General features: G+C 68.4%; 26 protein-coding genes. 8 read left to right on the forward strand and 18 right to left on the reverse strand.

What is annotated here, in order from left to right:
• Positions 1-133 precede the first annotated feature (133 nt).
• Positions 134-346, reverse strand: coding sequence for a hypothetical protein (locus AB0L53_RS56740; RefSeq protein ID WP_364014613.1), 213 nt, complete (start codon positions 344-346; stop codon positions 134-136).
• Between the two features lie 137 nt (positions 347-483).
• Positions 484-627 carry a hypothetical protein gene (locus tag AB0L53_RS56745; protein WP_364014616.1) on the reverse strand — a complete coding sequence of 48 codons (144 nt, stop codon included), beginning with the start codon at positions 625-627 and terminating at the stop codon, positions 484-486.
• Between the two features lie 198 nt (positions 628-825).
• On the opposite strand from AB0L53_RS56745, the gene AB0L53_RS56750 reads away from it, so the two are divergent.
• Together AB0L53_RS56750 and AB0L53_RS56755 are read left to right on the forward strand one after the other, a co-directional pair.
• Positions 826-1,368, forward strand: a complete 543-nt coding sequence (locus AB0L53_RS56750; protein WP_364014619.1) for a GNAT family N-acetyltransferase — start codon at positions 826-828, stop codon at positions 1,366-1,368.
• A gap of 182 nt (positions 1,369-1,550) precedes the next feature.
• Positions 1,551-2,138: a methyltransferase domain-containing protein gene (locus AB0L53_RS56755; RefSeq protein WP_364014700.1), complete on the forward strand. Its 588-nt coding sequence runs from the start codon at positions 1,551-1,553 to the stop codon at positions 2,136-2,138.
• Here AB0L53_RS56755 and AB0L53_RS56760 read toward each other — a convergent pair.
• From AB0L53_RS56760 to AB0L53_RS56775, 4 genes are read right to left on the reverse strand one after another with little or no spacing between them, the layout of a single operon-like run.
• Positions 2,135-2,677 carry a GNAT family protein gene (locus AB0L53_RS56760; RefSeq protein WP_364014622.1) on the reverse strand — a complete coding sequence of 181 codons (543 nt, stop codon included), beginning with the start codon at positions 2,675-2,677 and terminating at the stop codon, positions 2,135-2,137. The two genes, AB0L53_RS56755 and AB0L53_RS56760, sit on opposite strands and share 4 nt — an antisense overlap.
• A gap of 19 nt (positions 2,678-2,696) precedes the next feature.
• Positions 2,697-3,527, reverse strand: a complete 831-nt coding sequence (locus AB0L53_RS56765) for a carbohydrate ABC transporter permease (RefSeq protein ID WP_364014625.1) — start codon at positions 3,525-3,527, stop codon at positions 2,697-2,699.
• A complete protein-coding gene (locus AB0L53_RS56770; RefSeq protein WP_364014702.1) occupies positions 3,517-4,428 on the reverse strand; it encodes a sugar ABC transporter permease in 912 nt (303 codons plus the stop codon). The genes AB0L53_RS56765 and AB0L53_RS56770 overlap by 11 nt, the downstream gene beginning before the upstream one ends.
• Positions 4,395-5,675, reverse strand: a complete 1,281-nt coding sequence (locus tag AB0L53_RS56775) for an extracellular solute-binding protein (RefSeq protein ID WP_364014628.1) — start codon at positions 5,673-5,675, stop codon at positions 4,395-4,397. Before AB0L53_RS56775 ends, AB0L53_RS56770 begins: the two co-directional genes overlap by 34 nt.
• Before the next feature lie 164 nt (positions 5,676-5,839).
• Here AB0L53_RS56775 and AB0L53_RS56780 point away from each other — a divergent pair, with 164 nt between their 5' ends.
• A complete protein-coding gene (locus AB0L53_RS56780; protein ID WP_364014631.1) occupies positions 5,840-6,784 on the forward strand; it encodes an ATP-dependent DNA ligase in 945 nt (314 codons plus the stop codon).
• Here AB0L53_RS56780 and AB0L53_RS56785 read toward each other — a convergent pair whose 3' ends face one another.
• The 5 genes from AB0L53_RS56785 to AB0L53_RS56805 all read right to left on the reverse strand — a co-directional run bounded on the left by AB0L53_RS56785 (position 6,785) and on the right by AB0L53_RS56805 (position 12,285).
• Entirely contained in the window at positions 6,785-7,159 is a 375-nt protein-coding gene (locus tag AB0L53_RS56785) for a hypothetical protein (protein ID WP_364014634.1), read from the reverse strand.
• Positions 7,160-7,288: 129 nt separating this feature from the next.
• Positions 7,289-9,238 (reverse strand): beta-galactosidase, encoded by a 1,950-nt coding sequence (locus AB0L53_RS56790; RefSeq protein WP_364014636.1) that lies wholly within the window; start codon positions 9,236-9,238, stop codon positions 7,289-7,291.
• A 25-nt stretch (positions 9,239-9,263) separates the two neighbouring features.
• Complete coding sequence (locus AB0L53_RS56795; RefSeq protein WP_364014639.1) at positions 9,264-10,106, reverse strand: carbohydrate ABC transporter permease; 843 nt, start codon at positions 10,104-10,106, stop codon at positions 9,264-9,266.
• Positions 10,106-10,987, reverse strand: coding sequence for a sugar ABC transporter permease (locus AB0L53_RS56800; RefSeq protein ID WP_364014642.1), 882 nt, complete (start codon positions 10,985-10,987; stop codon positions 10,106-10,108). The genes AB0L53_RS56795 and AB0L53_RS56800 overlap by 1 nt, the downstream gene beginning before the upstream one ends.
• The gene (locus tag AB0L53_RS56805; protein WP_364014645.1) at positions 10,984-12,285 is read right to left on the reverse strand and encodes a sugar ABC transporter substrate-binding protein; all 1,302 of its coding nucleotides are present in this window, start codon (positions 12,283-12,285) and stop codon (positions 10,984-10,986) included. The genes AB0L53_RS56800 and AB0L53_RS56805 overlap by 4 nt, the downstream gene beginning before the upstream one ends.
• 172 nt (positions 12,286-12,457) lie before the next feature.
• Between AB0L53_RS56805 and AB0L53_RS56810 the strand changes: the two genes are divergently transcribed.
• Complete coding sequence (locus AB0L53_RS56810; protein ID WP_364014648.1) at positions 12,458-13,447, forward strand: LacI family DNA-binding transcriptional regulator; 990 nt, start codon at positions 12,458-12,460, stop codon at positions 13,445-13,447.
• A gap of 839 nt (positions 13,448-14,286) precedes the next feature.
• Here AB0L53_RS56810 and AB0L53_RS56815 read toward each other — a convergent pair.
• The 3 genes from AB0L53_RS56815 to AB0L53_RS56825 are packed head-to-tail and all read right to left on the reverse strand — an operon-like array spanning position 14,287 to position 16,513.
• On the reverse strand, positions 14,287-14,568 hold the full coding sequence (locus tag AB0L53_RS56815; RefSeq protein ID WP_364014651.1) for an ATP-binding protein: 282 nt from the start codon (positions 14,566-14,568) through the stop codon (positions 14,287-14,289).
• A complete protein-coding gene (locus AB0L53_RS56820) occupies positions 14,565-15,689 on the reverse strand; it encodes an FAD-dependent oxidoreductase (protein WP_364014654.1) in 1,125 nt (374 codons plus the stop codon). Before AB0L53_RS56820 ends, AB0L53_RS56815 begins: the two co-directional genes overlap by 4 nt.
• Positions 15,690-15,727: 38 nt before the next feature.
• Positions 15,728-16,513 carry an SDR family oxidoreductase gene (locus tag AB0L53_RS56825; RefSeq protein ID WP_364014657.1) on the reverse strand — a complete coding sequence of 262 codons (786 nt, stop codon included), beginning with the start codon at positions 16,511-16,513 and terminating at the stop codon, positions 15,728-15,730.
• 86 nt (positions 16,514-16,599) lie between these two features.
• Between AB0L53_RS56825 and AB0L53_RS56830 the strand changes: the two genes are divergently transcribed.
• Entirely contained in the window at positions 16,600-17,457 is an 858-nt protein-coding gene (locus AB0L53_RS56830; RefSeq protein WP_364014660.1) for a helix-turn-helix transcriptional regulator, read from the forward strand.
• 34 nt (positions 17,458-17,491) lie between these two features.
• Here the strand turns inward: AB0L53_RS56830 and AB0L53_RS56835 are convergent, their stop codons facing one another.
• Entirely contained in the window at positions 17,492-18,481 is a 990-nt protein-coding gene (locus AB0L53_RS56835; protein ID WP_364014663.1) for an aldo/keto reductase family protein, read from the reverse strand.
• A gap of 232 nt (positions 18,482-18,713) precedes the next feature.
• Positions 18,714-18,938 carry a hypothetical protein gene (locus AB0L53_RS56840; RefSeq protein WP_364014666.1) on the reverse strand — a complete coding sequence of 75 codons (225 nt, stop codon included), beginning with the start codon at positions 18,936-18,938 and terminating at the stop codon, positions 18,714-18,716.
• Positions 18,939-19,120: 182 nt separating this feature from the next.
• On the opposite strand from AB0L53_RS56840, the gene AB0L53_RS56845 reads away from it, so the two are divergent.
• From AB0L53_RS56845 to AB0L53_RS56855, 3 genes are all read left to right on the forward strand, one after another.
• A complete protein-coding gene (locus AB0L53_RS56845; protein WP_364014669.1) occupies positions 19,121-19,948 on the forward strand; it encodes a hypothetical protein in 828 nt (275 codons plus the stop codon).
• On the forward strand, positions 19,945-20,325 hold the full coding sequence (locus tag AB0L53_RS56850) for a GntR family transcriptional regulator (RefSeq protein WP_358552180.1): 381 nt from the start codon (positions 19,945-19,947) through the stop codon (positions 20,323-20,325). The genes AB0L53_RS56845 and AB0L53_RS56850 overlap by 4 nt, the downstream gene beginning before the upstream one ends.
• Before the next feature lie 128 nt (positions 20,326-20,453).
• Positions 20,454-21,284 carry a maleylpyruvate isomerase family mycothiol-dependent enzyme gene (locus tag AB0L53_RS56855; RefSeq protein WP_364014673.1) on the forward strand — a complete coding sequence of 277 codons (831 nt, stop codon included), beginning with the start codon at positions 20,454-20,456 and terminating at the stop codon, positions 21,282-21,284.
• A 72-nt stretch (positions 21,285-21,356) separates the two neighbouring features.
• Here AB0L53_RS56855 and AB0L53_RS56860 read toward each other — a convergent pair whose 3' ends face one another.
• Positions 21,357-22,547 (reverse strand): MarP family serine protease, encoded by a 1,191-nt coding sequence (locus AB0L53_RS56860; RefSeq protein WP_364014676.1) that lies wholly within the window; start codon positions 22,545-22,547, stop codon positions 21,357-21,359.
• Between the two features lie 90 nt (positions 22,548-22,637).
• Positions 22,638-23,300, reverse strand: a complete 663-nt coding sequence (locus AB0L53_RS56865) for a GDSL-type esterase/lipase family protein (protein ID WP_364014679.1) — start codon at positions 23,298-23,300, stop codon at positions 22,638-22,640.
• Positions 23,301-23,303 lie beyond the last annotated feature (3 nt).

The raw sequence follows: 23,303 nt of genomic DNA on the forward strand, positions 1-23,303 counted from the left end.
CTCCTAGGGGTTGGCGGGGGTGTTCCCTCTCCCGAAGGAACACCTCACAGAGTGCTCGTACGGTCGCGGGCCGCGATGGCCAAGGCGATGAACTCGCGGAAACGCGCGAACTCCTCCTGGCTCATCTTCAGCTTCACCCCGCCATAGACGTCGTCGCCGTGCTTGCTGCCGAGATGTGCGCCAGCACGCGGGAGACCATTGTCTCGGCGGGCCTGCCGAGCACCTGTTCCAAGTCGGGGGTCTGCCTCTCCAGAGCGCCGGCTCTCACCTGCGCGTTGAGCCAGCTCATGGGTCCAGGGGCGGTGTCCGGCACTTCGCGATAACTGACGCCCAGTGCCTCGGCCACCTCCGGGTGACTCCACAGAGGGCCGGTGAAGTTGTAGGCCTGGCTCAGATGTCCCTCGCCGGTCAGTACGTTGGCCGCTGCCTCGGCCAGATCGGACCGAAAGGCGGTGTTCAGTCCTCGGCCCCCGGTGCTGCCGGTCAGCTCTCCGCCGGAGATCCGCGGGATGAACGCATCGCTGTAGAAGCGGTGTCGCGTACCGCGGCCACCACCTCCGCCCGGGTCCGCAGCCGGTCAATGACGAGGCGGCCGAGCGCACCCGACGCGGCCGAGACAACGATCATGGAACTCCCTCTGAAAGACAGCTCAAAGTGAAGCGCCGATGGGCAGCTGGAGGCCACTCGTTTTCCTACGGCCGGCCGCGGGGAGAGGACTCAACCGGCCGAAGTCGATCAGCTAGCCTGTGGGCTGTGATTCAGAACGATGGCGTAGAAAGCAGCGATCAGAGCATCCTGACCGGTTTTGGGGGAGATTCCGGTCGCGTGACCTTGCGCCGGATGACCGTCGATGATCAGGACGAGTTCACCGAGCTGGTCAGGGCCAGCGCCGACCTGTACGGCCCGTACATGTCCCTGCCCACCACGCCGCAGGATTTCCACGCCTTTCTCGGAAAATTCGCCGACCCGCTGCTGGCCGAAGGCCTGGTGGTCTGCTTGCGCGACACCGGTGCCATGGCGGGCAACATCAACATCAACAGCATCATCCGCGGGCGCGCCCAGACCGCCTCCCTCGGCTACGCGGCCTTCGCCCCCACAGCCGGTCAGGGGTACATGTCCGAAGGGCTCCGCCTGGTGCTGCGTTACGCGTTCGAGGAGCTGCGCCTCCACCGGCTGGAAGCCCAGATCCAACCCGGCAACCAGGCCTCCCTGAAGCTGGTCCAACGCCTCGGGTTCCGCAGCGAGGGTTGCTCACCGGAGCTGCTCTTCATCGACGGCGCCTGGCGGGATCACGAACGGTGGGTCATCACCAACGCCATGGCCGGCATGGTGCCCAGCGAGCCGCATCCGACCCAGCCTGCGCGTTGAGGATTCCGTCGGGTTCGAATAGCCCACCGAGCTATGAACGGCTCGTCGAGCAGGCCGTACAGGCATCCCTCAGCGGGTGGGATTTCAGCTGGCTGGGCGGGCGCACGAGCGGTGGACAACCGTCGTGGGTGTACGCCGAGCGAGCCTCGTCGCTCCTTCCAACGGCGCGGCGACTGCTCGACATGGACACCGGCGGAGGTGAGCTGCTCGCTTCGCTGTCTCCGCTTCCCCGGCACACGGTCGCCATGGAGGGCTGGCCGCCCAACATCCCCATCGCCGGCAAACGGCTGAGAGCGTCGCGGGTGGCGGTATTGGGCGCTGCCGCCGATCGGATTCCCGTCCGCGAGGCCACCTTCGACCTGGTGCTCAACAGGCACGGCGCGCTGAATGCCGCCGAGATCGCGCGCGTTCTCGTCCCGCAGGGACGGCTGCTCACCCAGCAAGTAGGCAGCCGTAATGGGCTGGAGCTGAATGACGCCCTGGGCGCACCGCCGCCGATCGATCCGGCGAGCTGGACTTTGGAAGTCGCGGTCGATCGGCTCCGCCACGCCGGGCTGCGCGTGCTGGACGCCCGTGAGGAGATGGTCGACTACGTCTTTCACGACATCGGCGCTGTCGTCTTCCAGTTGCGCGCGGTCCCATGGCAGGTCCGAGACTTCGACCTCAACCGTTATGACCGGCGGCTACGCGCGCTCCATGAGCGCATCTGTTCCCAGGGCGCTTTCACCGCTCGCGATCATCGCTTTCTCATCGAAGCCGAGCTCCCTTAGCGAAGGTGCTCGTCGATGAGCTTCGAGTACAGGTACATGTCGCGACGTTCGCCGCCCACCTCCTGCCAGCTGCGCAAGAGCCCCTCCCGGAGGAACCCCGCTCCCTCTGCGGCCTTCCAGGACGGCGTGTTCCACGGCTCCACGTGCAACTGCAGCCGTGGAATCCGCAGCCGCTCCAAGCCCCACGACGAGATGGCCCGCAGGGCGGTGCCCGCGACGCCTTGGCCGCGGGCCGACTTCGCCACCCAGTAACCCACCGAGGCCCGCCCATGAAGACCCGGCCACAACCCGATCTGACCCACGGCCCGGTTGTCGCCGGCATTCGCGATCGCGAAAGAGTAGCCGATCCCGTCGGCGGCCTTACTCCACTGACGTTGGATGAAGGCGATGCCCTCGGCGGCCGAGTAATTCGGTGGCACGCCGGTGACCAGGGGGATGTAGGCGTCCTCGGAAGCCTCCTGCACCGCCACGACGTCATCCAGCCGCCACGGGCGAAGCAAGAGTCTGTCGCCTGCCGGAAGTTCGGGAACTACCACCATTCCCGCATCATGCCACCCGTCAGCCCTTGAGACCGGTCGTGGAGATGCCCTCGGTGATGCGTCGTTGGAAGATGAGGAAGAAGCCCAGGATCGGTACGAGCGACAGCACGGCCATGGCCAGCATGGGCCCCCATGTGGAGCCGCTGCTGGAGTCGAGGAAGGCCCGCAGCGCCAGCGGCACCGTGTAGGTCGACACGTCGCTCAGGTAGACGAGCTGGCTGAAGAAGTCGTCCCAGGTCCAGATGAAGGTGAAGATCGCGGTGGTGATCAGCGCGGGGCTCGACAGGGGCAGGATGATCCGCCAGTACACCTGGATCGGCCCGCAGCCGTCGATCCTGGCCGCGTCGTCGAGCTCCCTGGGCAGCGACCGGATGAACTGCACCATCAGGAAGACGAAGAACCCGTCCACGGCCAGGAACTTCGGCACGATCAGCGGCAGGAACGTGTCGACCCACCCCAGCGCTTTGAACAGGGTGTACTGCGGCACGATCAGCACGTGGATCGGCAGCATGATCGACCCGAGCATGACGCCGAACCAGACTCCCTTGAACCGGAATGACAGCCTGGCGAACGCGTAGGCCGCCATCGAGCACGACATGACGTTGCCGACGACGGCCGCGGTCGCCACGATGAACGAATTGGCGAAGAAGCCGGTGAACGGCACGCCGAGCGCGTTCCAGCCATCGGTGTAGTTGTCCGTGACGACGGTCTGGGGCACCAAGCCGGGATCGGCGAAGATCTCGTCGTTGGGCTTGAACGACGAGCTGATCATCCAGAACAACGGGTAGAGCATGGCCAGCGCGCCCACGACGATCAGCACGTGAACGGCCCAGCGTGACCTAGTCGGCATAGTGCACCCAGTACCTCGACGAACGGAAGGCCACCGCGGTGAAGACCGCGGTCACGAGGAGCAGGATCCAGGCCAGGGCCGATGCGTAGCCCATGCGGAAGTTCCCGAACCCCTCCTGGTAGATGTAGAGCGTGTAGAAGAGCGTGGAGTCCGCGGGGCCGCCCGTCCCGCCGCTGAGGATGAACGCCGGGGTGAACGCCTTGAACGCGTTGACCGTCTGCAGCACCAGGTTGAAGAAGATGATCGGGCTGAGCATGGGCAGCGTGATCCGGAAGAAGGCCCGCACCTTGCCGGCCCCGTCGACCGCCGCGGCGTCGTACAGCTCGGCCGGGATCTGCTTGAGGCCGGCCAGGAAGATCAGCATGGGCGAGCCGAACTGCCAGATGTGCAGCGCCACCAGGGTGTAGATGGCGTACTCAGGCGTGGAGATCCAGCTCGGCCCGACGATCCCGAAGGCCGACAGCACGTCGTTGACCAGCCCGTCCGGCCCGAAGATCTGCCGCCACAGGATGGCGACCGCCACGCTGCCGCCCAGCAGCGACGGCAGGTAGTAGGCCGCGCGATACACGCCCACGCCGCGCATGGGCCGGTTCAGCAGGACCGCCACGAGCAGGGCGAACCCGCCAGAAAGCGGCACCGACGCGACCACGTAGATCATCGTGATCCGCACCGCGTTGCCGAAGTGCGGATCGTCCATGATCCGCGCGTAGTTGTCCAGGCCCACCCACGAGGGCGACGTGAGCAGGTCGAAGTCGGTGAACGAGAGGAACAGCGAGGCCAGGATCGGCCCGCCGGTCAGCAGGAGCAGCCCCGCGAACCACGGCAACAGGAAGAGGTACGCCGACCGCCCTTCTCTCCTCTTGACCGTTATTTCAGTACGCGGCGCGCTTCGTCGAAGAATCGGGACACCCCCTCGGCAATGGACAGCTTCCCGAAGCCCACCTGCTGGTTGATGTTCATGAGCACCTTGTTGTGCAGTTCGCCCGCGCCGAGCGGCTGCGGAGGCGGCAAGGGGCCGACCTTGTCGGAGAGCGACTCGATGTAGGCGTAGACGAGCTTCTCCGACGGCGACGCCTTCGGCTCCAGCGCTGCCCGGATCGCCGACGAAGGCGGTACGCCGCGTTCCGAGCCGAGCGGCGTGGCCACGTCCACGTCACTGACCAGCGCGTTGACCAGCGCGACGGCGTCCTGCGGCCGTTTGGTGGCCGCGCTGACCGTCAGCAGCATCGACGGCTTGTAGTACTGGCCGGGCTTGTCCCCGGTGGGGAAGGCGTGGACCGCTATGTCGTCCTTGGTGACGCTCATGTAGGCGGTGAGCTGGTTGGACCAGGCCCAGTCCATCACCGCCTTACGGGTGGCGACCAAGCTGTTCTGCACATCGCCCGCGGCCGTGGCCTGCACGTCGGGCGGGGCCGCCGCGCCCGCCTTGCGCAGCCCGTCCCAGAACGTGAACCACTCGGTGAGGTCCTTCTCGTCGTAGGCGAGCTTGCCGTCGGCGGTGAAGAACATCTTGCCCCGCTCCAGCAGCCAGTTCTCGAACGCGCCGCCGTCCTGGGCGCCGTCCTCGCTGGCGTAGACGCCCTTGGGCGCCTTCTCGGCGATCTTCTTGGACAGTTCGCCGAACTCCGGCCAGGTGAAGGTCTCGGGCACCTCGACGCCGATCTCCTTGGCCAGCGTGCGGTTCCAGATGAGGGCCATGGAGTTGATGCCGAAGTTGACGCCGTACTGCTTGCCGCCGATCTTCCCGGCGTCGACGACGTCCTTCGCGAAGCCGGACAGGTCCAAGCCCTTGCCGAGGTACGGGCCCAGGTCGAGCAGGCTGCCACGCCGGGCGTACTCCCCGATGTAGGAGTAGTCCATCTGGATCACGTCGGGGGCGTTGCCGCCGGCGGTCTGCGTGGCCAGCTTCTCCCAGTAGCCGTCCCAGCCGGAGAACTGCGTCCTGACCTGGACGCCGGGCCGCTTCTTGCGGAACGCCGCGAGGGCCTGCTGGGTGGCGTTGTGCCTGGCGGTGCTGCCCCACCAGGCGAACTGCATGCTGGCCGCCCCGCCCGATCCGCCGCCACCGCCCGCGCAGCCCGCCAGGGCTAACGCCCCGGCGGCTGCCACACCGACCTGCAGGAATCCACGTCTGCTCAGATCGCTCATGGCCACGTCCGTTCGTTACGCCCAGGCAATATTTAACTTAGGACGGTAATGAAAGGGCTACGGGACGTCAATCATTTGCGGTGGGTTGTTTCCCCCGCAAACCAGCCCCACCCGTGTTGGGCGGGAAGTTGACCTCACGTCCGTATCTCGGCATCGTGAACCGGGTGACCAGCGATGAGACGCGGGACGGAGTGTCGCTGACCAATCTCGACCAGCCGCTGTTCGACGGATCGAACGCGACCAAACGGGATCTGGTCGACTACCTGGACGCGGTACGCGACCGCATCATCCCGGTCCTGCGGGACCGCGCGCTGTCGGTGATCCGCGTACGGCCCGGCCAGGCGCCGTTCATGCAGAAGAACGTGCCCAAGTACGCCCCCGACTGGATCCGTACGGTCTCCGTCTGGGCCGAGGCGTCGCACCGGCAGGTGTCGTACGCCCTGTGCGACGACCGCAGGACCCTGCTCTGGTTCGCCAACCAGCGGGCGGTCGAATACCACCCGGCGTTGTTCCGCGGCGAGCATCCCACCCACCTCGTGCTCGACCTCGACCCGCCGGAAGGGGACGCGTTCCCGCAGGTCGTCCAGGCCGCCCGGCTGGTACGCCAGGCCCTCGACGACACAGGGCTGGCTGGGGCGGTGAAGACCAGCGGGGCGAAGGGACTGCACGTGTTCGTGCCCGTGGTGGCGGGGACCGCGATGGACGACCTGGCCGCGGCCACCCGAGCCCTGGCCGCGCGCGCCGAACGCGTCGACCCGGCGCTCGCCACCACGGCGTTCATCCGCGAGGACCGCGAGGGCAAGGTGTTCCTCGACTCCACCCGCGCGGGCGGGGCGACGGTGGCGGCCGCCTACAGTCCGCGCATTCGTCCGGGTACGCCGGTCTCCTTCCCGTTGGCGTGGGAAGACCTCGACCGGGTCGTGCCGTCCGACTTCACCGTCCACACCGCCGCGCGCTTGCTCGCCGACGGCGATCCCTGGGCGGAGCTCATGCCGGAGCCGCAGCGACTGCCCGCGGACCTGGTCGAGGAGGGGCACACGATCCCGATCGCCCGCGTCCAGGCGATGCACGAGGGCAAGCGCCGGGCGAAAGCCAGAAGAGAGGGATGATCACAGGGCGTACGCGAACGCCGCTTCCGCGATCACCAGCAGCGGCACGAGCGGCACGGCGTACAGGGCCGCCTGGCGAGCGCCCGTGTGCCGCTCGGGGATGGCCGTGAGCAGGGCGAGCAGCACCGCGCAGCCGATCGGCGCGAGCAGCCAGGTCGAGAGGGTGATCGTGCCCCACGTGCTGGCCGCGTCGCATTCCGCGGTCTGGTCATAGGTCAGCGCGCCGAGTTCGCATGCCTTGTCCCCGAGGAGCGACACGGCCATCCAGGCGACGAAGCCCGCCAGCCAGATGACGACGGCGAGGACGGAGACCAACGCGACGGTCGGGCCGCTCGGCGAAGTCGTCCGGCTGAAGGACGGGGAGGGGGCGATCACGCCAGGACTCTAATGCTGATCAACCTCGGCGGGGCCGACTTTGATCAACCTCGCGCCCGGCGGACGGTCCTCAGCGCCCGATCGCCACCGAAGGACCCGCCACGCGATGTGGTGCGGCGCCGAGGGTCCTCAGCGCACGACTGCCACCCCTCCCGCGGGGACCTCGCCCGTGAAGGGGCCGCCGGTCAGCAGGTCCGTGCCGGTCAGGCCGGGCACTGTGACGGGCGCGTCGCCGTGGTTTATGAGGAAGACGCAGGCGCCGCGCCGTACCAGCTCCAGGGTGTCGGGCAGGTCGCGCGGCCGGGAGACGCCCGCGTGGTCGAGCACCTCGCCCAGCAGGGCGAGCAGGTCGTCGCCGCCCAGCGCGGCGGCCAGGTAGCTCGCCGTGCCGCCGCCGAACGCGTTGGCGGTCATGGCGGGATGCCCGGCGTCGGGGCCGTCGGTGAAGTGCCGTACGGCCACCGCGCGTTCGAGGCGGACCCGTTCGGACCAGATCCGGCCGGTGACCCCGCCGGTGAGCGTCACGGTCTCCAGCTCGCGCAGCGGGTGGAACTCCTCGACCGACAGCCCGAGCACCTCGCGCAGCGCGCCGGGGTAGGCGCCCGCGTGGACGGTGTCGTTCTCGTCGACGATGCCGGAGAAGTACGACACGAGCAGGTGGCCGCCCGCCTCGACGTAGCGCTGCAGGTTCTTGGCCGAGCCTTCGGCGAGCAGGTACGAGCTCGGCACGACAACCAGCCTGTATCCCGAAATATCGGCGGAAGGGTGGACGAAGTCCACCGTGACGTGCTCCCGCCAGAGCGCCTCGTAGAAGGCGTCCACCCGTTCGCGGAAGCGCAGGTCGCCCGAGGGCCGCCACTCCAGCTCCAGCGCCCAGTACGACTCCCAGTCCCAGACCATCGCCACCTCGCTCGTGACCCGCTCGCCCTTGACCGGGGCCAGCCGGCGCACGTCGGCGCCGAGCGAGACGACGTCGCGCCAGATCTGCGAGTCCGTCCCCGCGTGCGGGATCATCGCCGAGTGCCACTTCTCGGCGCCGTACCGCGAGGCCCGCCACTGGAAGAACAGCACCGAGTCCGAGCCCCTGGCGACGTGGGCGAGGCTGTTGCGGCGCATCTCGCCGGGCCGCTTGGCGATGCCGCGCGGCTGCCAGCTGATCGCGCTCGTCGAGTGCTCCATGAGCAGCCACGGCCCGCCGCCGGCCAGGGAGCGGCTCAGGTCGGCCGACATGGCGAGCTGGATGTGGTTGTCGGGCTGCTCGCCGTTCAGGTAGTGGTCGTTGGCGATGACGTCCAGCTCGGGGGCCCAGCGCCACAGGTCCATGGACTTGCAGTTGACGGTGCCCGCGAAGTTCGTGGTGACCGGTTTGCCGCTGCGGCGCAGAATGTCGCGCTGCAGCCGGTAGTGGGACAGGTGCTCCTCGTTGGCGAATCGGGCGTAGTCGAGGCGCTGCGCCGGGTTGACCACGGTATGACTCCACCGCGGCGCATCGATCTCGTCCCATTCGCCGTAGTGCTGACCCCAGAAGGCGGTGCCCCAGGCGGCGTTGAGCGCGTCCAGGCTCTCGTGCCGGTGCCGAAGCCATTCACGCCAGGCGGCCACGCTCGACCCGCAGTAGCACTCGCCGAGCGGCGCCCCGTACTCGTTGTGCACATGCCACATCACCACGGCCGGATGCTCGCCGTAGCGCTCCACCAGCCGCTCGGCCAGCCGCGCGCTGGCCGCGCGGAAGGCCGGGTGGCTGGAGCAGGCGGTCTCGCGGGCGCCCGCGCCGACGCGCACGCCCTCGCGGGTCATGGGGGAGGCGTCGGGGTACTTTCTGGAAAACCAGGCGGGCGGCACCGTGGTTGGGGTGCCCAGGTTCACCGAGATGTCCGCGCGGTGCAGGCGGTCGATGATGGTGTCGAGCCAGCCGAACTCGTAGACGCCCTCGGCCGGCTCCATCAGCACCCACGCGAAGATGCCCAGGCTGACCAGGTTCACCCCGGCCTGCCGCATCAGCCGTACGTCCTCCTCCTGCACCTCCAGCGGCCACTGCTCCGGGTTGTAGTCCCCGCCGAACGCGATGCCCTCGGGCATATAGGTCCCCCTTTTAACTCTGTTTTCAAGCCTTGACGGCGCCGCTGCTGAGGTCCGTACGCCAGAACCGCTGCATCGTGAGGAAGAGCGCGATCAGCGGGATCAGCGCCAGGAACGTTCCGATGAGAATGAGGTTGTACAGACTCGGATGGTTGGCCCCGGCGGCCAGCATCGTGTAGAGCCCGACCGTCAGCGGAAACTTGCCGTCGTCGCCGAGCATGATGAACGGCAGCAAGAAGTTATTCCAGATCGCCACGAACTGGAACAGGAAGATGGTCACCATCCCCGGCCCCATCAGCGGCAACACCACTCGGGTCAGCAGCGTCCAGTGCGAGGCCCCGTCGATGCGCCCGGCTTCGAGCAGCGAGTCGGGGATGGCCGCGCCGGCGTACACGCGGGCCAGATAGATGCTGTACGGATGCAGGATCTGCGGCAGCAGAACCGACCAGTACGTGTCCGCCAGCCCGACCTTGGCGAACAGAAGATACTGCGGGATCGCCAGCACCACCGCGGGCACCAGGATGCCGCCGATCAGGATGTTGAAGATCAGATTCCGGCCGGCGAAGCGGTATTTGGCCAGCGTGTAGCCCGACACCGCGGACACGGCGGTCGACAGCAGCGCCCCGCCCCCCGCGTACAGCAGGGTGTTGAGCATCCACAGCCAGAACACCCCCTCCCGATAGGCGGCGAGATCGGCCAGGTTCTGGAAGAACCCGGTGCCGGGCGAGAACGTCGAGGTCGAGAACAGCTCGCCGGACGTCTTCGTGGCGGCGATCACCACCCAGCTCACCGGGAACAGGCAGTACACCGCGCCGACCAGCAGAACCCCGGTCGGGACCAGCCCGTACGTAGAAGCGGAGCGGGCCATCACGTCTCCCCGAACGCGCGGTTCTTCACCACGCGCAGGAACCCGAACGACAGCGCCAGCGAGATCCCGGCGATCACCACGGCCGTCGCCGCCGCCGAATACAGGTCGCCGGTCACGAAGGCGTCCCGGTAGATCTTCATCAAGGGGCTCCAGGTCGAGCTGATCGTGTTCGTGAGCGGACGGAGCGCGGTGGGCTCGGTGAACACCTGGATCGTGGCGATGACCGAGAAGACGGTGACCAGGATGATCGCCGGAGCCAGGATCGGGATCTTGACCCGCAGCGCGATCTGCAGCTCGGACGCGCCGTCGATGCGCGCCGCCTGGTAGAGGTCCTGGGGCACGGCCCGCAGGTTCGTGTAGAGCACCAGCATGTTGAAGCCCGTACCGCCCCAGACCGCCACATTGGCCATCGAGTACACGATCGCGCTCTGGCTCAGCGGCGCGACCCCGAACAGCTCGCTGATCGGGCTGACGCTCGGCAGATAGAGGAAGCCCCACATCAGGCTGGCGGCCACGCCCGGCACCGCGAAGGGCAGGAAGATCGCGATCCGGGAGAAGCGCGCCAGCCGTACCCTGGCCGCGTCCAGCATCAGCGCGAACACCAGCGCCAGCCCCAGCATCACGACCAGGACCAGCATCCCGTAGCCGAGCACCCGCAGCCAGCCGGTCCACAACTCGCCGTCGCCGATGGCGGCGGCGTAGTTGTCGAGCCCCACGAAGATCTCCCGCTTCGACCCCTTGCCGAGCCCGAGCCCCGACACCTTGGTCCGGCGCAGGCTGAGGTAGCCGGTGTAGCCGATCGGCAGGGCCAGGAACAGGGCGAACAGGGTGACGGCCGGGGTCAGGAACAGGTACGGCGCCCAGCTTTTCCTTGTGATCATTGGGCGAGCTTGAAGCCGGACTTGGTCATGTCCGCGACCGTGGCGTCCTGGACGCTCTGGAGGGCGCCGCTGAAGGAGGTCTTGTTCAGCGCGGCCTTGTCGAAGGCGTCCTTGAAGGCGTTGTAGGCCACGTTGACGTTCGGGCCGAAGGTGAAGCCGCGCGCTCCCGCGCCGAACCCGGCCGCCTGCTTCCAGAAGTCGGGGATGTTCGAGAAGTACGCGGGCGGCTCGGAGAGCAGGTCGGCGCCCTTGGTCGCGGCGGGATAGACGGCGCCCTCCTTCACCAGCAGGGCGAGCGCTTCAGGGTCGCTGTTGAGCCACGTGGCGAAGGTGGCCGCGGCCTCCTTGTTCTTGGAACCCGCCGAGACGGAGACGGCCGAGCCGCCCCAGAAGCCGCTGAAGTTCTCGCCGGCGTTCCACTGCGGCAGCTGCGCGATCGCCCACTTGCCCTTGGACTTGGGCGCGTTGCTCGACAGGGGTCCGGGCGCCCAGATGGCCGACGGCCAGGTCAGGAGCTTGCCGTCGTTCAGGGCCTTGTTCCACTCGGGGGTGAAGTAGGGCATGTTGTCAATGACGCCCTCTTTGACCAGGCCGCCCCAGTAGTCGGCGAGCTTCTTGCTGGGCTCGTCGTTGATGGCGACCTTCCACGCTTCGCCGCTGATCGACCACCACTGCCCGCCCGCCTGCTGGGCCAGGCCCGCGAAGGAGCCCGGGTCCTTGCTGGAGAACGTGCCGAGGTACACCTTCGGGTCCTTCGCGTGCACGGTCCTGGCCGCGTCGGCGTACTCCTGCCAGGTCTTCGGTACGGCTATGCCGTACTTCTTGAACAGGTCTTCGCGGTAGTAGAGCAGCATCGGGCCGCTGTCCTGCGGGATGCCGTAGACCGCGTCGGTGCCGAGCGTGACCAGCCCCCAGATGCCCTCGCTGAACTGCGCCCTCACCGGATCCGCCGCCGTCTTGATGTCCGCCACCGCCTCGGCCGCCACGAACGACGGCAGCGCCTGGTACTCCGCCTGGACCAGATCGGGCGGGTTCCCGGCCTTGGCGGCGGTGAGGAACTTGGTGGCCGAGTCGTCCCCGCCCGCCTGGGTGCTGGAGGTGACCTGGATGTCGGGATGCGCCTTGTTCCAGACCGCGACGACCTTGTCCATGCCGGGCACCCAGTTCCAGTAGGTCAGGGCGACCTTCTGGGCCTTCTGCGTGGTGGAGCTCGATGGGGCGGCGCTCTGCTGAGCACCGCCACCGGAGCAGCCGGCCACGAGGGTGACGGCCGCGGCGACAGCGGCAAGCCTGTTCATGTGCATGGGTACCTCGACCTGGGGGAGTCAGCGTCCTGGAGGGTCTGTGAACGTTCACAGCGTGTGTCCGGCCATCTTCGCTGTCAACCCTTCGTTACGGTGTCGTTAAACGGCCCAAAAGGTGTGTGCACGTTCACAATGCTTCAGCGGTGGACCGTGAGATGCTGAACGCGTGAAAAGGCCGACCATCCATGACGTGGCCGCGGCGGCCGGGATCTCACGCGGCACCGTCTCGCGGGTCCTGAACGGCGACCGTTATGTGAGCCCCGCGGCCCGGATCGCCATCGAACGCGCCATCGCCGAGACCGGCTACGTCGTCAACCGCAACGCCCGCAACCTGGTCAGACAGCGCGCCGGATCGGTCGTCATGGTCCTGTCCGAACCCCCCTTCGAGGACCCCAACTACACCACCACCATCCGCACCGCGATCCGCCGCCTCGGCGAACGCGACCTCTCGCTGGTCATGATGATCGCCGGCGACGACAGGGAACGCGAACAGGTCCTCCGCTACGTACGGGGCGGCCACGCCGACGGCGTCTTCCTCCTGTCCACCCACGCCGGCGACCCCCTGGTCGACACGCTCCACGGCGCCGGCATCCCGGTGGTCTCCTGCGGCGCGGTCATCGGCAGGGAGACGGTGATCCCGTACGCGGCCTGCGACGAACGGGGCGGCGCCCGCCAGATGGCCGAATACCTGGTCTCACGGGGCCGCAAGAAGATCGCGATGATCACCGGCCCGATGGACACGCCGGGCGGCATCCAGCGCCTCGAAGGCTTCGCCGACGTCCTCGGCCGCAAGGCGTCCAAAAAGCTGATCGAACACGGCGACTGGACCCACGCCAGCGGTGAGACCGCCATGGGCCGCCTCCTGGAACGCGTACCAGACCTGGACGCGGTCTTCGCCGCCTCGGACGTGATGGCCTCGGGGGCCCTGCACACGCTGCGGGCGGCGGGCCGGCGCGTGCCGGAGGACGTGGCGGTAGGCGGCTTCGACGACTCATCGGTGGCGATCTCCACCCATCCACCGCTGACCACGATCCGGCAACCGCTGAGGGACGTGGCTCAGGAGACGGTACGCCTACTGCTGGCCCTGATCGACGGAGCCGACCAGGTCGACTCGATAGCCCTCCCCACCAGCCTGATCGTCCGCGACTCGGCCTAGCCTCTTTCTCCCACCCCTTACCCGATTCGGTGGTTGGCCGTTTGCTGCCCGCCCGCCCACAAAGGCCCTCCGCTTCGCTCCGGACGTCCTCCCAGGCGGGCTGACGCCCGCCCCCTGAAGGGCCTCGCTGCGCTCGGACCGCCTTCCAAGAACGCTTCGCCGGGTCAGCTGGTTGGAGCGGGACAAGGTGGACGTCCACTTCAGGGCGTTCGGCATACTTGCTGCCACCGGCTGCCGTCAGTCATCGGACAGCAGGGTCCTTGCCCAGCTGGTTCGGGCGGTCGCTGCGCTCATCGAGCTGTGCCGCAGGCACTCACACGCCCCGCGTGCCGTACTAGCGCCACTCGCTGAGTCGGATGACGTCCCGCAGAGCGGTGTAGTTTCTCGGCCGTTCGGCCCTGTTGGTGGAAGTGAAGGCCCCCGGTTGGAGGGTGCGTCCAACCGGGGGCGACCTCATCCGCGAACGCCAGGGACGGATGTCCGCAGGTGAGGGGATGCCCTGGCTGGGAGATAGGGGGCAGTTCTCAACCAACCAAGGCGAGAGCTTGTTGCGGCTTCGTCGCTACCGGATTCAACGACGAAGGCCGCCCCCGAGGCCCACTTCAAGAGACACTTGGCGGCCTGTCTCCTTTGCCGCTGCTCAGCGGTGGGGCTGGGGGAGCGTGATCAGCCGCGGCGATGGCACTCGGCTGGTCACGAGCATCAAGGTTGGCGCTCTAACTTGGCGTCCAGTTGTTCGAGATCACCGGCAACAAGCGCTAGTCATCTGGGCTCCTGGTCGGGCAGGGAACGGGGGATCTCTAGGTCGCACCACACAACGCGGCGGCCGAGCGGAGTGACTACGTGCCGCACCGCACAGAGAGCCTGCTTACGATGTCGAGGCCGCGGCCCGACTCGGCCTCGACATGCGGAGACTGGCCAGGGATGAATCGTGGCTCTGGGGCCGGGGCGCCGGGGTCAATCACCTCCAGACGGATGAAGCGGTTCCCGAAGCCCATCCGTAGTTTGAGCCAGTCGCGCTGCCGGCCTTGCGGCACGTGCACACAGGCGTTCGTCACCAGCTCGGAGACGACTTGGAGTGCGTCGTTGTCCGGACTATCAAGACTTGCCCGGCCTGTCACGCGGAGAACCGCTCCGGACGGAAGTCCGCGAGCATCTCATCTCTCTCCCCACCGACGATCTCCGAAGCGAGCAGCCGGCCGATTACCGGCCCGAGCGTGATGCCACTGTGGGAAACGGCCTCGTAGTAGCCGGGCACAGACGGCACCGCGCCCACCGAAGGGAATCCGTCGGCTGGGATGGGCCGGTTGGATACCCGTGTCTGTACGATGCGGGAATCGCCGAGCTCGGGAACGACCTGCCGCGCCGATTCGTGGAGCAGCCGCGCGAGTTCCGCCGGATCCTCGACTGTGTCGATGAGTGCGTCGATCTCGCGGCTGTGGAGGACCATCGAAGCGTCTCCGTCAGGACGGATCTCGATGTGCGGCGCGTGCATGGCCCGGTGGATCGGGACCTGAGCACAGCCGATCCGGGTGACGACGCCGGGTTCCCGGCGCATCGGCAAGTGCCGGGCGATGAGCCCGGCGACGTGGGAGGCGCTGGGGCCCGCCGCGTTCACGACGATGTCGACGTCGAGACGGCTCCCATCGGAGAGAGCGACTGTCCGGATGCTCCCGTCGGCACCGGTGTCGATGTCACTGACCGTGGTGCCGAACCGGTGCTCGGCGCCGGCCGCGACGGCCTGGCCGACCAGGCGGCCGACGAGATGACGTCCGTGCACCCAGGCTTCGTCGGGATAGAACACGACGGGAGCCTCGTCGGGCATCGTGAGAGCGGGTTCGAGGCGGCGGCGCACCTCGGCCCCCGTGCACACCTCGATCCGGTAGTCCCAGTCGGCCAGCAGCCCGACTGTTTCCAGGAGCTTCGCCTCCGCCGCGGGATCGTCTGTCCAGCGCAGGTGGCCGCTGGGATACCACCATGAGTCCGGCCCGATGGTCTCGGCAAGCTCACGGTAGGCGGCCATGCCCGCGACGTTCAGGTCGAAGTAGGACCTGCGCACGGTCTTGTTGCTGGCATTGACCCACGAGAAAGACCAGTTGGTGACGCCTTCGCCCGGCTGGCCCGCGTCGATGAAGACCACCTTGGCGCCGTGCCGGGACAGGTTCCAGCCCACGCTGGCTCCGAGGATGCCCACTCCGATGATCGCAACACGTTCAGGCCGCTTCACGGATCCGATCCCCACGGACGCCCCTTTCCTAGATCACGGGCGAACTCCCCTTTTTAGCATGCGCCGGCGCCGCCATCCACCGGCACGATGGCGCCGGTCACCATCGATGCCCGGTCGCTGAGCAGCCACGCCGCCACCTCGGCGACTTCGTGGGGCTCGGCCATCCGTCCGAGCGGGATCGATGCCGTCGCTTGCTCGATGATGCCGGGGGTCGCCGCCTCCCAATCGTCGATCATCTTCGTGGCGGTGCCGCCGGGGGTGATGCCGTTCACCCGGATGCCATCACGGGCCCAGCTCACCGCGGCGGTCTCGGTGATGCTGTTGAGCGCGCGCTTCATGGCGCCGTACGCGGGGAGTACGGGGTTCGCGCGGCGGCTGCCGATGCTCGAGGTGTTGACGATCGCCCCGCCACCGTCGCGTCGCATGAGTGCGGCCTCAGCCGTCATGGCGGTCCAGTGCGCCCGGAAGTTCACCGCGAACTGCCGCTCTATGTCCTCATCGCTCGTGGTGTCGAGCGGACCGGGCCGCTGGATCGCCGCGCCGTTGTTGAACGCGCCGTCGAGCCGTCCGTGCAGCTCCTCGACACGGTCGACCGCCGCGCGGATGCTCGTACGGTCGGCGAGGTCCAGGGTGACGGCGTCGGCGACGCCGCCGTCGGCGCGGATCTCGGTGACGATTTGCCGCAGGGCGTCGGTGCCGCGGGCGGCGAGTACGACGGCGGCCCCCTCAGAGGCGAAGAGCCGGGCCGCGGCCGCCCCGATGCCCCGGCTGGCGCCGGTGATGAACACGACCTTGCCGGTGAGCAGGCCGATGGGTGCGATGTCAGTGGTGTTCGTCATGACGACAGTGTCAGGCCGGCTACCAGGCCGGATGCAGGCACAGACGGTACCAGGATCGATCGCCGCGCAGCGTGCACACTGGGGATATGGACAAACAGGAGCTCGGGGCGTTCCTGCGCAGCCGGCGCGAGCGGCTCCGGCCGCAGGACATCGGCCTGTCCTCGGGCCCGCGACGCCGGACACCGGGACTTCGCCGCGAGGAGGTCGCGGTCCTCGCGCACATCTCCACGGAGTACTACGTCCGGCTCGAGCAGGGCCGGGCACCTCGACCGTCGGGCGAGGTCCTCGCCGGGATCGCGGACGCGCTGCGGCTCACGGACGCCGAGTCCGACCACCTCCATGTCCTCGCGGGGACCTCGCCGAGCCGTACCGGACTGCACCGGCGCGACGTACGCCCGAGCATCCTCGCGCTCCTTGAGCGGCTGCCGCAGACGGCCGCTTTCGTGATTTCGGCCACGTTCGAGGTGCTCGCGTGGAACGACCTCGCGGCCGCGCTCATGGAGGACTTCGCCGAGCTCGCCCCGCGGGACCGCAATCTCGCGCGCCGGGCATTCCTCGGCCCTACGCGCGCCGATGCGACCCTGTACGGGGTCTCCGACGCCGCGGAGTTCCGGCACCAGGTCGTCATGGGGCTGCGATCCACTCTTGCCCGCTACCCGTCCGACCCCGCGGTGACCGAGCTCGTCGACGAGCTCCGCGACGCCAGCCCCGAGTTCGCCCGGCTCTGGGAGCGGCACGACGTGCAGGCCGCGCCAACGCTCACGAAGACGTTCAGGCACCCGGTCGTCGGGGAGATCACCGTTGACTGCGACTCGCTCACGCTCACGGACCGCGACCAGCACCTCGTGCTCTACAGCGCGCCCTCAGGATCCCCTGGCGCCGAAGCCCTGGCTCTTCTGAACGTCCTTGGCACCGAGTACGTCAAGGCGAGCAGGTCACGCTGACGTACTCCGCCCCAGGCCGCGACCTGTCATCCCGTTACGGGCTCGTCGTCAGCGCCGGGCTCGTTTCGACGACGCCGTCGAGCACCTGATCGATGCGCCCCAGAAGATCGGCGTCGAGCCGGACCCCGGCCGCTTTGACGTTCTCCCTCACCTGCTCGGGCCGCGACGCCCCGATGATCGCCGAAGCCACATTGGGGCTCCGCAACACCCAGGCCAGCGCGAGCTGCCCCAGGGACAGCTCGGCCTCATCGGCCAGGGGACGCAGCCGCCGCACCCGTACCAGCACGTCCTCACGCAGAAAGGGCTGGATGAAACCGCCCGCACCGCTCAGGTCCGCGCCGCGCGACCCGGCGGGCGACGGCTGCCCCGGCCGATACTTGCCCGTCAGTACGCCCTGCGCGATGGGGGACCAGGCGAGCTGACTGAGCCCTTCTCGTTCGCACGCCGGCATGACCTCGGCCTCGATCACCCGCCACAACGCGCTGTACTGCGCCTCGTTGGAGACCAACGGCACGTGCAGCTCCCGGGCGAGCGCGGCGCCCCTCGTGATCTGCTCGGCCGTCCATTCGGAGACGCCGACATAGAGCACATGGCCCTGCCGGACCAGGTCGGCGAACGCCAGCATGGTCTCCTCCAGCGGCACCGTGCGGTCAAATCGATGCGCCTGGTACACATCCAGATAATCGGTGCCCAGCCGCCGCAGCGACGCGCGTGCCGACTCCATGACGTGCTTGCGGCCAAGACCTTTGTCATTGGGCCCGCCCGGCCCAGTGGGCCAGAACACCTTCGTGGATATCTCCAGGTTTTCCCGCCGCTGTCCTTTCAGCGCGCGGCCGAGCACCGACTCGGCCGCGGTGTTCGCGTACGCGTCCGCGGTGATGAACGTGGTGATGCCCGCGTCCAGCGCGGCCGCGACGCACGCCCGCGCACGTTCTTCCTGGTCCGGGGTGTCGTGTGCGAGCCAGTGCCCATAGGAGATCGCGCTGACAGAGAGGCCGCTACGGCCGAGACGACGAAATTCCATGCATTTACGCTAGCCCTTCATTTCGCATGCCCAAGCCTTTATCGAGCTGATTTGACAAATTAAATTAAGGCGCTCTGAAGGCAAATCAGGAGAACATGTAGCGGCGAATTTGTCAAACTTCGCGCGGGAGATTCATGGGATTGGTTCGAGCTCGGCACGGCGCCCTCGAACTCCAGGAACGCTTCGCGGGAACGGGTGGTCGAAGCGGGGCGAGACGGACTGGCGCACCGGGTCAGGCGACCGAGCGGCCCCCGGTCGGTGGGCCGCTCGACCCTGCTCCGTACCGCTCGTATTCGAGGGCGGGCTCGCGCTCGGCGGTGACCTGCGGCCGGACCACGCCGGGGCGTACCGACGCGACGTTGTAGACGATCCAGTTGGCGCCGACCTGGTCCGCCGCCGGCGGCTTGAGCTGGTACCCGCCGTCATCGACGGAGACGAGGCTGAACTCGGTGGTCAAGCCGCTGGTGCCGAAGCGCGCGGCGGCGGTGGTCGGCCAGCGCGCTGCGTGCTGATCCGTACACCCAGGGCCTTGCCTCCGCACCTGAAGGCAACAAAATCTCGAGCGCCGTCGACCCTGTTGACTTTGTCGCAAGCTATGGCGCAACATGTTGATACAAACCTTGCGACAAAGGAGACGGTATGGCGAACAGTTCCATGCCGAGCGCCGACCCGCGGCCGGCGGAGGTCCGATGCACGGAGGCCTGGCTGCGGCAGCACGGCCTCGGCGACGGTCCACCGACACCGTTGCTGACCACACGACTGGCGGTACGGCGGCGGGCGCGGCTCCTAGGCAGTGTCCTGCTGGCCGCGCTGTATATCGCGGCCGCGCTGGCACAGGCCACTGACCTGATGGCCACTGCCGCATCCGGCGGGCTCTGGCCGGCGCGGCCGACGCTGGTGCTGGCCCTGAGCGTGTCGATCATCGGGCTGGTGCTGGCCCGGATGCTGCTTGACGCCCGGGTACGGCGTGTCGACCGGCAGGCCGGGGCCGCGCTGGCGCGGCGGGTGGCCCATCCGGTGCAGCTCGGCTGGCGGACCCTCCTTGGAAGGAGGTACGCCGTCCTGGTGGCCGGCATCTTCGCCGGTGCGTTCGCGCTGGGGGTGAGCGCACTGGCCGTCGATGAGGGCAGAGTGCGGTACATGGGTGTCGTGCTGCTGGTCGCCGTGGCCGGGGCCGGCCTCGGCGTGGCTCTGCAGCTGCGCGAGCTGCTGGCCCGGCCGGTCGTGGCCGAGGACGAGGTGTCGCTGACGGCCGACGTCATCATGCGCATCGAGGACGCGCGCGACAGCAACGCGCCGAGCGTGCTGTTGGGGTTGCCGGTGGTGTTGCTGTCCGGGTCCGCGCCCGGCTGGTGGACCGCCGCCTCCCTCGGCTTCATGGTGCTGGGTCTGGCCGCCATCATCGCCGCCCATGCCAGGACGCCGTCGTGCGCGGACACAGCGCGGCACGTGGTCGGCGTCGAATGATCGTCATCGACGCGGGCTCGCCGGTGCCGCCGTTCGAGCAGCTGCGGGCCCAGCTCGCCCGGCAGATCCACGACCGTACGCTGGCCGTGGGCTCCCGGCTGCCGACCATCCGCCGGCTCGCGGCCGACCTCGGCCTGGCCGTCAACACGGTCGGCCGGGCTTACCGGGAGCTTGAGGAGGCCGGACTGATCGAGACCCGGGGGCGGGCGGGATCGTTCGTATCGGCGGCGGGGGAGGAGGCCCGCGAACGAGCCCGCCAGGCCGCCGCCGACTACGCGGCCGTCGTGGCGAGCGTCGGCATCGACGAGAGTGAGGCGCTCTGCATCGTCGAGGCGGCTCTGAGATCCGGCGACGCAGCCGCTTCCGCCTCATTCTGACTCGGCGCTCGGGCCTGTGCGGCCCGAGCGCCGAGTGCTTGGGCCAGTGAGGCCCGCAGCGCTGGAGGCTCGGGGGTCACGGTGACGCCGTGAGTCCGCAGATGCCGTCTCCGTTAGGCTCGGGTCGCATGATGATTTTTGGTTCGGTGATCGATGTGCGCCCGCTGTTTCCAGGCGAGCGGCGTGCCCTGCTCGAACTTCTGCGCGACCTGAGCCCGCAGGACTGGGCCAAGCCGACGGTCTGCCCGGGGTGGGACGTGCACGACATCGCAGGTCATGTCCTCAACGACTATCTGCGGCGTATCTCAGGAAGCCGCGACGGGCATGCGGGGGCGCGCTTCGCCGACGGTGAGTCGCTGCCTGGCTATCTGGCGAGGGTCAACGGCGAGTTCGTCCAGGCGACGCGCCAGATCAGTCCTGAGCTGCTGATCGAGCTGCTGGAGCACCTCGGGGATCGGCTCGACGCACTCTGGGCCTCCCGTGAGCTTGAGGCGCCCGCCGACCTGAACGTGTCGTGGGCCGCCACGGACGTCGCCAGTCCCGCCTGGCTGGACATCGGGCGCGAATACACCGAGTTCTGGGTGCATCAGCAGCAGATCCGCGACGCCGTCGCCCGGCCGGGGGCCGCCGAGCCCGCACTCATGGCCCCGGTGCTGGACGTTTTCGCGCGCGCGCTGCCGCAGAGCCTGCGGGAGCATGACCGGCCTGAGGGGACGGTGGCCGAATTGGAGGTGCTCGGGGCCGTGGGCGGACGGTGGAGCGCGGCCTGGCAGGAGGGCCGGTGGCGCATGACGGCACCGGGGCCCGAGCCGAAGGCCCGCGTCACGATGGATCAGGACACCTTCTGGCGACTCGCCACCCGGGGCATCACCGTCGAGCGGGCCCGCGACCGCTCCCGGCAAAACGGCGACCCCGAGCTCACCGCCGCCATGACGGCTCTCCTCGCGGTCGTCGCCTGACCGGCGCTTGCCAACGATGTCTGGCGGTGAGCTGAGCTCCGGCGCGACGAATGCGGGTCGACGGGGACGGGATCAGTCGCAGACCTGAGTGCTGACGGGTTTGGTGGCGGTCGCGGCCTCGCGGGCGTCGGCGGCGACTTCGCTGGCGGTCAGTACGTAACCGATGTCCTCCTGGCTGGTGACGGCGGCGAAGGCCACGCCCAGCACCCGCCCGTCGGCGGCCAGTAGGGGACCGCCCGAGTCGCCGTGCTGGACCTTGCCCCGAATGAGGTACACCTCCCGCGTCACCTCGGGCCCACGGTAAATGTCGGGGATGGAGGCGCTCTGCCGCGCCGCGACCCGGGCCGGCTGCGGAGTGAATCCGCGGCCCTGGGGGTAGCCCGCGATGATGGCGTCCTCGCCCTTGTCCGCCTCGCCGTCGAAGGTCAGGTGCGGCAGTCCGAGGCCCGGTACGTACAGCACCGCCACGTCCCGTCGCGGGTCGTACAGAACCACCACCGCTGGGCGAGGACGCTCCTCGTGATCGATGATCTGCAACTCCGTGTCCACCCCCGCGACCACGTGCGCGTTGGTCATGATGTGGTCGGGCGCGTACACGAATCCTGAGCCGGTGATGCGCTTACGGCACGAGCTCGCCGTCCCCTGCACCTGCACGATCCCTGCCCGCGACTGCTGTAACCCAGGGCTCCTCAGCACAGCCGCGCTCGGCGGTGGAACGTCGACGAGCGGCTGGCCGGCGATCACGTCCAGCACCGGCGGGAAGCCGGACCGGTCGATGAACTGCTTGAACGGTTTCTGCCAGTCGCGCGCCGCGTCCGGGACCGCCTGATCGACCGTGGCCAAGAGCAGCGAGCCACGAATCTGTTCCACGACCGGCACCAGCGAGGTGGATACCAGCAGGCTTCCGGCCAGCCAGGCGATGACCAGCACCGAAAAGGCGGCGACCAGCATTCCGCCTACCGCGTCCAGCCTCCGGGCAGGTTCGTCCCGCAAATGGGAACGCAATACCGCCCCCACGGTAGATGTGATGAACTGGCCGATCATCGCGGCCAGGAGCACGATTACGAGGGCCAGTAATAATTGCGGGACGTCTCCGTCCACAACCGCGCCCGCGATGGGCGGCGCGAGATTAATCCCGAACACACACCCGCCGATGAAACCGATGAAGCTCGCCGCCCCGACGACGAACCCTTGGCGATATCCGGAGAAGCCGAAGGCAATCACCAGGGCAACCAACACGATGTCGAGCAGATCACCGATCACTAGGCAAACGTAAGCCCGGTCTTTATCTCTGCGGTCGCGCAGAGATAAAGATCGGGCGGTGACGCACGAATTACCGTCGGCGAGACCGGATCACGCGACCAGGCGCAGCCAGGCCGCCGCCAGTGCGGCGTGACCGGCCGGCGTCGGGTGCGCGCCGTCCGCGGCCCAGTACTCCGGCCCGGTCGTCGCGGAGAGCTCGGCGAACATGCCGTCGGCGGCGAGCAGGTGGGCGCCGTACTTGCGGGCGAGCTCGCGGACGACCTGGTTCTTCGGGTCCAGGTCGGCCCGCCACTCCTTCCGCTCTTTCTCGCCGATGTGCACGTCGCCGACCTCGACAAGGCCGCTGATCGGCAGGAGGGATGTCTCGATGAGGATCAGCTCGACGCCGGCCTCGGCGAGGGGTGCGAGCAGGCGGTCGTAGCCTGCCGCGTACTCCTCCGTGGAGATCACGTAGCCGTCCGGGTCGTACGTGTGCCAGGCCACGTCGTTGCCGCCGACGAGGATCGACACCACGTCCGGGCGCGCGTCGAGCACGTCCGCCTGCCAGCGGGCTTCGAGGTCCATCACCTTGTTGCCGGCGATCGCGGAGTTCAGCCAGGTCACGGGCCGGTCCGGGTGTCGCAGTCCCCACTCGCCCGCGACGCGCAGGGGGTAGCCGAAGCCGAGGCCGTCTTCGCTCTCCAGCCGCTGGCAGTCGGTGACCGAATCGCCGGTGAACATCACGGTGCTTCCCGGTCGGAGGGTGATCGTCATGTG

Source organism: Nonomuraea sp. NPDC052129 (genome assembly GCF_040680095.1).
Taxonomy (GTDB): domain Bacteria; phylum Actinomycetota; class Actinomycetes; order Streptosporangiales; family Streptosporangiaceae; genus Nonomuraea.